This window comes from Bradyrhizobium sp., from assembly GCF_016462955.1.
Taxonomy (GTDB): Bacteria; Pseudomonadota; Alphaproteobacteria; order Rhizobiales; family Xanthobacteraceae; genus Bradyrhizobium.
The window spans coordinates 1-9,244 of the sequence record NZ_JAEMSD010000001.1 but is presented as its reverse complement, the minus strand read 5'-3'; the positions used below and the strand labels follow the sequence as shown (position 1 = coordinate 9,244).

At 58.6% G+C, this 9,244-nt stretch carries 9 protein-coding genes; all 9 read right to left on the bottom strand.

Annotation, left to right across the window (positions count from 1 at the left end; translation table 11 throughout):
• On the bottom strand, window positions 1-318 hold a 318-nt coding region (locus JHD07_RS00045), incomplete at its 3' end, for a hypothetical protein (protein WP_291617781.1).
• Window positions 302-1,504: a glycosyltransferase family 4 protein gene (locus JHD07_RS00040; protein ID WP_291617780.1), complete on the bottom strand. Its 1,203-nt coding sequence runs from the start codon at window positions 1,502-1,504 to the stop codon at window positions 302-304. The genes JHD07_RS00045 and JHD07_RS00040, both read right to left, overlap by 17 nt.
• A 22-nt stretch (window positions 1,505-1,526) precedes the next feature.
• A complete protein-coding gene (locus JHD07_RS00035; RefSeq protein ID WP_291617779.1) occupies window positions 1,527-2,399 on the bottom strand; it encodes a glycosyltransferase in 873 nt (290 codons plus the stop codon).
• A 39-nt stretch (window positions 2,400-2,438) separates the two neighbouring features.
• Window positions 2,439-3,023 carry an acyltransferase gene (locus JHD07_RS00030; protein WP_291617778.1) on the bottom strand — a complete coding sequence of 195 codons (585 nt, stop codon included), beginning with the start codon at window positions 3,021-3,023 and terminating at the stop codon, window positions 2,439-2,441.
• Window positions 3,024-3,041: 18 nt separating this feature from the next.
• On the bottom strand, window positions 3,042-4,130 hold the full coding sequence (locus JHD07_RS00025; RefSeq protein WP_291617777.1) for a glycosyltransferase family 4 protein: 1,089 nt from the start codon (window positions 4,128-4,130) through the stop codon (window positions 3,042-3,044).
• Window positions 4,115-5,062 (bottom strand): glycosyltransferase, encoded by a 948-nt coding sequence (locus JHD07_RS00020; RefSeq protein WP_291617776.1) that lies wholly within the window; start codon window positions 5,060-5,062, stop codon window positions 4,115-4,117. Before JHD07_RS00020 ends, JHD07_RS00025 begins: the two co-directional genes overlap by 16 nt.
• Before the next feature lie 60 nt (window positions 5,063-5,122).
• Window positions 5,123-7,528 (bottom strand): AAA family ATPase, encoded by a 2,406-nt coding sequence (locus JHD07_RS00015; protein WP_291617775.1) that lies wholly within the window; start codon window positions 7,526-7,528, stop codon window positions 5,123-5,125.
• Window positions 7,529-7,664: 136 nt separating this feature from the next.
• On the bottom strand, window positions 7,665-8,171 hold the full coding sequence (locus JHD07_RS00010; protein ID WP_291617774.1) for a hypothetical protein: 507 nt from the start codon (window positions 8,169-8,171) through the stop codon (window positions 7,665-7,667).
• Window positions 8,149-9,030 (bottom strand): hypothetical protein, encoded by an 882-nt coding sequence (locus JHD07_RS00005; RefSeq protein ID WP_291617773.1) that lies wholly within the window; start codon window positions 9,028-9,030, stop codon window positions 8,149-8,151. The genes JHD07_RS00010 and JHD07_RS00005 overlap by 23 nt, the downstream gene beginning before the upstream one ends.
• Window positions 9,031-9,244 lie beyond the last annotated feature (214 nt).

The following is a 9,244-nucleotide window of genomic DNA, read 5'->3' as shown; positions in this document are numbered from 1 at the left end:
GAAGTCGGCGTCCGCAAGGTCGGGGAGCCGCCAGTTGACATGGGCGCGCACCGGCCCGATCGGGTACCACGACCCCGGCAAGATATGCTCGTAACGCTCGAGATCGACGGCCGGCCATGGCGAATCGGGAGAACCGGCCTCCATGTAATACACGTTCAGATCGATCTCGCGCCGCTTCGCCAACGCTGCGAAAAGATCTCGCTGATATGGCGATGGAACGATCGTCACGAAGGTCACCTTGTGACGAACGACGTTCGCACGCTCGGGCGCGCTCGGTTCGCGGCGATCGCTCAGTGCGGTTTCAATCGATGAGCTCATTCCATCTCTTCCCGACACTATCCAAGGAAAACTGAGCGTCGACCGACGAGGCGTTCGACATTCTCCTCAATTCTGCTGGCTGCCTGAGGAGTTTCGTCAGTGCCGACGCAATCGCGTCAGCGGACACCTCCGGTAGGAGCAGCCCATTCCGCCCATCCTGAACCACGTCGCCGCAGGACCTCGACGCAATGATGGGCAAGCGCCAGCCTTGAGCCTCGAGTTGGGTCAGGCCAAATCCATCCGAAAAGGTCGGGAAGATCATCAGGTCGGCGTATTCATAGTGGCGTGCCGTCTCACCGTGGGGCACGTGGCCGATCCATTTGATGCGCGGCTGGAGCCGAAAGTCCTGCGGGATCTCGAACTGGACTGGCCCCACGAATGTGAACTCGATCGGCTCGTCCCTTAGCTTGTCGATCGCCTCCAGGAGCGGCCCGATCCCCTTTCTCAAGTTCACCTGCCCGAGAAAGAGCACCCGCATGGGACGGTCGTGCGAGAACTGCTCCGGATAGGACCGCTGGGACGGCGCCCGTGCGGCCTCGTAGGCGAGCGGAATGCAGGAGATCTTCGAACCCGCGATCCCCTCCTCCAGCAGCGCGTGCTCTGACCATCTTGAATTGACCACGATGCGATCGGCAAGCTCGCATTCTTCGCGCCAGCCCTGCCAGTAAACGTCGGGCGGCGGCTGCCAAGCATGCGACAGGCCGGACGCTTGATGAAGCTTTTGTAGAATGCGCTGCTCCGGCGGGCCGGGATCGATCTGCGCCAGCACCGTCCGCCATCCTTGGCGACGAGCCCACCGGAAGATATCTCTTGCGGCATAGCTATACGCCATGACCACTCCAGAGCCCCCACTTGGCTTCCGAAGACCAGACAACACCCGCACGGTGTAGGCCTGGAATCTCTCGTTCCTTGCCATCATCAGGTCCCACCCGCCCCGGCGCCGAGCTTTGGCGGACAATTCGAATACCAGGCTTTCCCAGTTGGAAGCGCTGACCGGTGCGTCGGCCAGTTCGGGATGGAAGCGGGATGCGGCGCCTGCCCCGGCGAGGGGACGCAGGAGGGATCCCGGCGGGATCCACAGATCGGTTATCAGGCGGGCGAGATGCCCACCTCGGTGATGCAGCCGTGGAATTGCGTAATGCTCGCGCCCGCCGAGTTGACAGCAGACCCATTTCGCACTGCTCACATCCAATATCCTACAGGCCCAGCTATGATCCGTTAACCGAACCCTGCATCGTGGGCTTTGGATCGCGGGAGATTAATCTGAAAAAGCGAGATAGAACATCAGGATCAACCGGGTCTCTATATTGCCGAAACCGATAGCAGTCTAGCGGAATGGCCAGGAAACCGGCGATGATCCCTCGGAAGCGGCGGCGACTTGCCAGAAACCTTACCCGGTTTGCGACCTGCAGAACGCCCCAACCAAGACGCGATACTGGGTAGTGCAGGAACGCGTAGAGCGCGAGATTGGTGATGCTGGCAGCCGTGATCACCGCGGAACTATGATGCTTCAAATCCGTATCGTGAAACACGCGCAACGCTCCCACCTGGCAGATGCGCTGTCGTGCCGCGAAAAGCTGCAGGCTGACATCCGTCTCCTCGACACCGTAGGCTACCGGCCGGGGCAGATACCCGCGGATCTTTCGATAGGCCTCAACCCGGATTGCGAAACCACAGCCCACAAAGCTAGGCCGGTCGTACATCCAATCCGACAGTTCGGGCACGTCTTCGTTTCGGTGCCAGATCTGAGCGGCCAGCAGCGCGACATCCTCGTTCCGTACGAACAGCCGCTCGACCTCGGAGAAGAACTGCTCGTCGATCGGATAGGAATCGTCGTCAAAGCTCACCGCAAAAGGCGTGTCGCAAGCCATCAGGGCTCGATGGCGCCCACCTCCCGGTCCCAGTCTTGTATCCGAACTCAACACCATAATGTCGGGAAACAGCCTGCTGATCTCCGCGAGCGCATTGTCGGCGGGGGCATCGAGATGAACAATGATTTTGGCTGGGAGAGGTCGGCAGAGCGCAATGCGCTCAAGCACCTTGATGATCGCGGTCCCGCGACCATATGTCGGTATGATCACGGAGACGGGCGCCCTCCCCTCCTGGCTCGGAGCCACGGCTCACCGCCCCGCCTGATGTATGGACCTGGCAGGAATCCCGGCGACGACCTTACTCTCGTCCACCGATCGCGTGACGACCGCCCCCGCGCCAATGACCGCATTTGCGCCGATCTGCACGCCCTTCAGGATGATCGCACCAGCGCCTATCCACACGTTTGGACCGATTGTCACGGACAAACTAACCAGCGGCTGATCGGCGCGACGCCCCTCCGCGCCGGCGGCATGATCATGGTCGGTAATGTAGCAGAATGGACCTATCATGCAGTCATTCCCGACTTCGATCCGATCGGACGCATCAAACATCGTGTAGCGGTTGACGTAGGTCCTCGCGCCAATATGGATTTTGGGCTGTCGTCCCCTCTCGCCACTGCTGAGCAGGATCACGCCATCGTCCAACGCAACACCGTCGGAAAGAACGAGATCCCAGGGATTTCGGGGTACGCTGACCCGCCGTATCCAGCAGCGATCTCCAATTTGTGCTCCCAGCAACCGGAGCCGCGCAATGCGGAGGCGCATGGCTATCGCCCCTGGATAGCGCATGATCCTGTTGGCGAACTCGTCCCGGATGCTCACGGTCTGGCCCATCCAAATACGCCTTGCATCTCAGGCTGCCAAGACACGCTTGTAAAAGGCTGTCGTCCGCTCCGCAATGATCGGCCAATCAAAGCTCTTCGCCCGGATTCCGCCGATCCGTCCAAGGCGCGCCGCCAAATCTCTGTTACCGTGCAGCGACAGGATGGCTTCAACCAGGGCATCTACCGAACCCGAAGGAGCCAGGATCCCGGCCTCGCCGACATACTCTCTGATGCCACCGACATCCTCACTCACAATCGGCAGTTCGCAAGCCATTGCTTCCAGGATAGCGTTGTTGGCGGTCGCCGCCTGCAAGGTCATCAGGAGACACGATGAAGAGCTGTATAGCCGGCGAAGATCAGAGTCGGACACACCCGCTAAAACTTTGACATTCGCAAGCCCCTCAAGTTCTCGCGTCTTGTCGGGAGAAGCTACTATCACGAACGAAATTTCCGGACGAATGCCGCCGACGATCTCTATGACATTCTTCAGCAGATCGAAGCGGCGACGATAGCTTCCGACGGACAGGACCGTGAACTGGTCGCCGGTCGCGGCTTCGGAACGATGAAAATAGCTCAGGTCGATACCGTGCGGAATGACCTCAATCTTCTCGTTCTCGACGCCGCGGTTCAGAAAGAACTCGCGTTGCGTTTCACTCATCAGGATGACGCCATCGAGGCTTCTCAGCCGGCTAGCGCGAAGGGTGTCGGGCAATGTATCGGTACATGCATGAAAGGTGGCGCACACTTTAGGCCGGCGTCTGGAGGGCAGGCGATCGATAATTCCCCAGTCCCGCTCCCCCCAGAGGAAATGCACCAGGCCCTCAAATCCGGTCTGGCATTGAAGCCACGCACGAAGCTCGGGCTGCATCGAGCTGAACCGATACCAGCTTGAACCAGTAAACTGATTGATCCAGCGCTGAGCCCCGCGCTCCAAGACAGTCCGCGGTTCTCGCCTACGGTTTCTGAGCAAAGCGGCATGCGGCACATGCTTTGCGAGCTGCGTATATCCGGAATAAGCTCCTTGAACATCGCTGTCGGTCGCAAGAAGCAGGTATGGATGGTCTCCGTACCCATCGCTGTCAGGTCCTGCTTCTCCCGACATCAGGTTCGGCTCCAAAGACCGCTCCTGAGCATCTGGCCAATGGCCTCGGCGGCCCGAAATCCAAATGCGTGAAAGACGAATCGATATCCGAGCGGCGCTGCTCCGCCGCGGGGCGAGAACCACCAGTCGGTCGCAAATATCTGGCGGATGAGGCCGATGGACCGTGCTCTGTCATATGCCCAGGCGCTCCGCGCAATCTCGAAGCGCGCCAGATTGATAGCGAACAAGCGGCTGGAGGTAAGTTCACCGCGGTTCCTCAGTGAATCCTCAAGCTGCTGCTCTATCATCAGCCGGCGGGTGTGGACCAATTTGATGTCGCGCTTGCACAGCGTCTGGTCGCTCCACTGGCGATACACAGCACCGCTCTTCGGGCAGAAGGCAAATCGCTTACCTCCCATCAGCAGGCGCAGATACAGTTCATGCTCCTGACAGCACGGCTGCTTCGGATCCCATCCGCCAACGTCCAGGATTGCAGCTTTGCGCCAAAGCGGCGCACCGGTCTGCGGCAACTTCCAACTAGCGAGAAGTGACCAATAGTCCAACGGTTCGGGTATCTCCATGATCTCTCGCCGAGAGCCGTCGGCCGAATAGTACTCCCAAATCGCCGGCCCAATGACGAGATCGACATCCCGCAGCGCCTGAATAAATCTCGCTTGGTTTTCTATCTTGTCGGGCAGCAGATAATCGTCGGCGTCAAGATACTGGACCCACTCACCTTGGGCGAGCTCGAGCAGCCGATTTCGCGTTTGATTCCCGCCTCGATTGGGTCCGCGCTCGCATCGAATGCGATCACCATAGGACTGAATGACATCGAAGCTGCCGTCCGTGGAGCCGTCATCGACAACGATGACCTCGACATTCGGCCAAGTCTGGGCCAGCGCACTCTCGATTGCCTGACCGACCCATTGCCGCGCGTTGTAGCAGGGTATGAGGATCGAAACGAGCATCAGACGATGCTCCTTTCGGTTTGCCCGTTCAGCATGTTCTCTTGAGCCTAGTAGCAGTGTTCACGCCGAAAGCTCGGCCCGTCCGTTCGCAGGCACGCTGCCCGGCGGTGTCCCGTAGGAGTATCCATAGTACATCCCGCCATACGTATCGTACCGCCCCATCGCTTCCACATCGACCTTGTTTAGAACGATACCGGCCGTCCGCTCGTACACGCCGGGCGCATGCCGCAGGGCATATTGAACCGCGTCGATCTTCGTTTGCCCCCACTCAACCACCAGAAGGTAGGAGTCCAGAAGCTGCGAGGCAGCGCGCACGTCAGTCGCAGCCAAGAGCGGCGGCAGATCAACGATGACGTAGTCGAAGACTTTTCGAAGAGCAGCGAACAAGGTTGCGGCCTCGGGAGAGGCAAGGAACTCGCTTGGAGAGATTGCGGCTCTCGCAGCACCCGGCAGGAACGACAGATTTGTTGCCGGATCCGTCCAAATCAGCTCCTGAAAGTTGGAATGACCATGGACCGCATCAACGACCCCGAGTTTCGCATCCGGGGACAAAGCACGCGACAGAGACGGATTGCGAAGATCACAATCGACCAGGATGACCTGCTGCCCACCCTGGGCAATCACGGTTGCGAGGGCAGCTGCAAGCGACGACTTGCCTTCGCCCGGGAACGCGGAAGTCACACCGAGGACCCGACGCGAATCGGATTGTCCCTCCAGCTCCAGGTTCAGCCTGATCATCCGGACCGATTCCGCGAGGATCGAATCGGGTGCCTGCTGGACCGTTCGCATCAGCCGGGAGGTCTTGTGTATCCGGCTCACCATCGTGTTACGGATCACCTCTGCAACAGTTGGACTGGTGCGGGCCTGCAATGCACGCGTGCGCGGGTCATTCAAAATACCGAGCATTGCGCGGTCCGTGAGAACCGGAACAAGGCTCAGACACTGTAGCGACAGCGCGCTCTGGACCTGCTCCTTGGTACGGAAACCTCGATCCATCAACTCGCGGAGCGCACCAAAGCCAACACCGATCCCCGCCCCAGCCAACAGGGTGGTCAACCAGATCATGCCCCGCTTGGGACCGGTTTGATAAACCGCCGCGGGAGAAATCGCCCGCGCTTCCGTGACGGGCAGCGTCTGTTGCTGAACCGCCTCCGTATGACGTTGCAGGAAATTATCGTAGAGGCGCCGATAGCTTTGCGCGGTGGCTTCCAGGTTGAACAAGGTAATCTGCGCCTGGTTCACGCCCTTTGATTGCGCGATGACGTCCGCAAGAGTCTTCTCCGCCGTCGCCTGGCGCTGGCTGGCGATCTCGTATTCGCTCTTCAGTGATTCCCGAATGCGGACCAATTCGCTCATCATCGAGCGTCGGATGTCCCTGATCTGCTTTTGCAGATTCACGACCGCCACATGGTTCTTGCCGTATTGGGCTGACCACGACAATTCGCGGTTTACGAGGTCAAGGTACTGCTTTCGCAGCTGCCCGATGATGGAGTTCTGCATCGCGTCGCTGGTGGTCTCATCGGCCGCCGCAATGGTTTCGTCGAAACCGGAATCCGCACTGGACTGACCGGACTTGACGACGGCATCGATACGATTCAGGCGGGCCTGGATGTCGGAGACGGCGGCCTTGCTCGACGCGAGCTTGGCCGTGGCATCCATCATTTCCTGGTCGTTGACCAGTTTTCCGCCGGCTGCCACGATATTGTTCTTCGACTTGAACTCCAGGACCGCGCGCTCGGCATTGGCAGCATCCTCCCGCAGTACCTGCAGTCTTTCCAGGAGCCAGTCGCTCGCGCGGCGATTGGCTTGGTACTTCGCGGTCAGTTGATCGTAGATGTACGCGTCCACCATCGTGTTCGCGACCTTCACCGCCTGATCCGGGTTCCGCGAACGAAACTCGACCCGCAGCATGTTGCTAAGGCCTACCCGCTTCACGTCAATACGGCGTGTGAAGGCCCCCTGCGCCTCGCCGATGCGCTCAGCTTCGCTTCTCTGCCGATCGGATTCTGCAAGGCCGACGGCGGTCAGCGCTCCGCCCAGTCCGATCTTCTTCAGTCCCGCGGTGACGCCAAAATACTCGAGCATGGATGCGAAGACACCAGGATCCTCTCGCAGAAATTCGGGGTCATCAGCGAGGCGAAGCTGCTTGACGACATAGGCGGCGACGCCTTGGGACTTCAGTACGCCGATCTGGTTCTCAACCCAGGAAGGATCTCGCGAGGCGTCGGGGACCAATGAATTGGGAAATAGCTGGGTCACCCGGGGATCGACCATAATGGTCGACGAGGAGGTGTATGTCGGCTTGGAGAAGAAATGATTGATCGCGCCAAATGGAAGAGCGGCAGCAACACAAACAGTAATGATCATCCATCGGCGGCGGAGAAATCCGATGACGGTGTCAACCTTTTGGGCAAAACTTGGCGCCGCCGCAACGGAGTGTGTGGGCGATCCTGACGTCGAACGCATTGGTACAATTTCGTTCACAGCAAGTTCCCAAAGCTAAAGTTAAAGGACACTGTTGCATTCAAGCAACAGGCAATATTTCATTAAATATACCGCGCTGCCGCATGGAAAGCGACATTTATCTGGCAATCAAGTTAATTCAAACCGACGGCGGCCCCCGATCGACGGCCGCCAGTTCATCCCAGGGCAAAAAGGATGCATTGCAGCTTCTTGGCGAAATAATCGCGTATACTGCTCTTTGTGTCGAGCTTATTCCAAGTTCTCGCAAGATGCGGCCCCAAAGGAAATCCGAGACAGTGCGCAAAGTCGGCTGCTCGTCGTAGATTTTGCCGCGATACAGGACGAAGACCTCGTCGCCAGGGGAGGCTTGACGTCGCACGAGATCGCGGTCCCAACCCATTGCCGGCGAGCGAACCGCAAGGATGCGGCAAACGCCCGTGGACGCAATAATCGAGGCTTGACCCTCCGCGGCATTTTCCACGACCGAGACCCTGAAGTGCTGTCGGGTGAGAAAGTCAGCCAATCTCGATTGCGCCGCGGTCGCCGGGTTTTCGCTGGAGGTCGCCGGCTTCAGCAACAACTTGAAGCCGAGCGTCGATATTAATGCTGCCCCCAGCAGAAACTTAAATCCGCGCGAATATTTCACGTCTGGCTCCGACAAGGCTGAACGTGACCATTAATATCAGCATGACTGTATTGGTCACGAGATCACCCCATTGATTATGGATTGCTGCGTACCAGGATTGCCCTAAACCCATCAGGCTGATGCGCGTGACATTGACTGCAACGACAGAGAGACAGGCGAGGCCGGACCAGAGCAGATCGATTTTCGACCATGAATGCCGAACCCATTGAGAAATGCTGATCCAGCAGAGAAACGCCAGCGACATGTTCGCCAGCGACGAACAGGGCGCCAATACGATCATGTAGCCAGAGTCGTCCGCAAAACGCACCATGTTTCCGGCACGCGAGGAATCCAGCACGGTCGCGACCAGCAGCGCATCGATATCAAGGATGGTCTTGGCAAACATCTGAAACAGCAGGCGGCTCCAGAACATCGGAACCGCGAGGGCAAATAGAATGATGGCGCCTCGCACCCGATCGGGATTATCGGAGGCGAACAGCACGATATAGACGCTAAGACCCGTCACAGCGATCCAACTCAACGGATAGATCGGAAGCGCTACCAGGATCAAGAAAACTGCAGCTATCGCGACGTCCCATTTTCCGATCTGCTGGATCCCGACGCCCTGCCTGGCGCTGGAGAACATCATCGACAGACCCGCAAAGCAGGCAAAAAACACGACAGCGTTGATGTCTATGCTCAATGCCGACGCCAACGCGCTATCGGCATGAATGGCCTGGATGAAGCGGCCCAGTAGGCCGTTGGCGCAAGCTACGACGTAGAGGGCACAAAACAACTCATCGCGCTGCAGGCTCAGCCAGGCCGGTCTCCCCTCGGCTCGGCTCGCAGTTAACGAAGATTGGACAACTTCTATTGACACTGCAGGCTCCCGGCCCCTTGTATAAAACCGCTTCAAAAGACATGTAGAACAATGATTTCTTCTGTGCTTTTGGAGTAGCACAAAACCGTCGGCATCTGCCAAACACTATTATGTAAAACGATTAATCTGGCCGCCGAAAGCGCGAAATGATGACCTTTTCAGGCGGTCACTTTTGAGGGTTCCCCAATGCGGCGCGCTCCCACCCTGTTAATGG

Bases quoted from the DNA above. Each gene is read 5' to 3' on its own strand.
- JHD07_RS00015 (WP_291617775.1), bottom strand. From the start codon at position 7,528: ATGCGTTCGACGTCAGGATCGCCCACACACTCCGTTGCGGCGGCGCCA.
- JHD07_RS00030 (WP_291617778.1), bottom strand. From the start codon at position 3,023: ATGGGCCAGACCGTGAGCATCCGGGACGAGTTCGCCAACAGGATCATG.
- JHD07_RS00020 (WP_291617776.1), bottom strand. From the start codon at position 5,062: ATGCTCGTTTCGATCCTCATACCCTGCTACAACGCGCGGCAATGGGTC.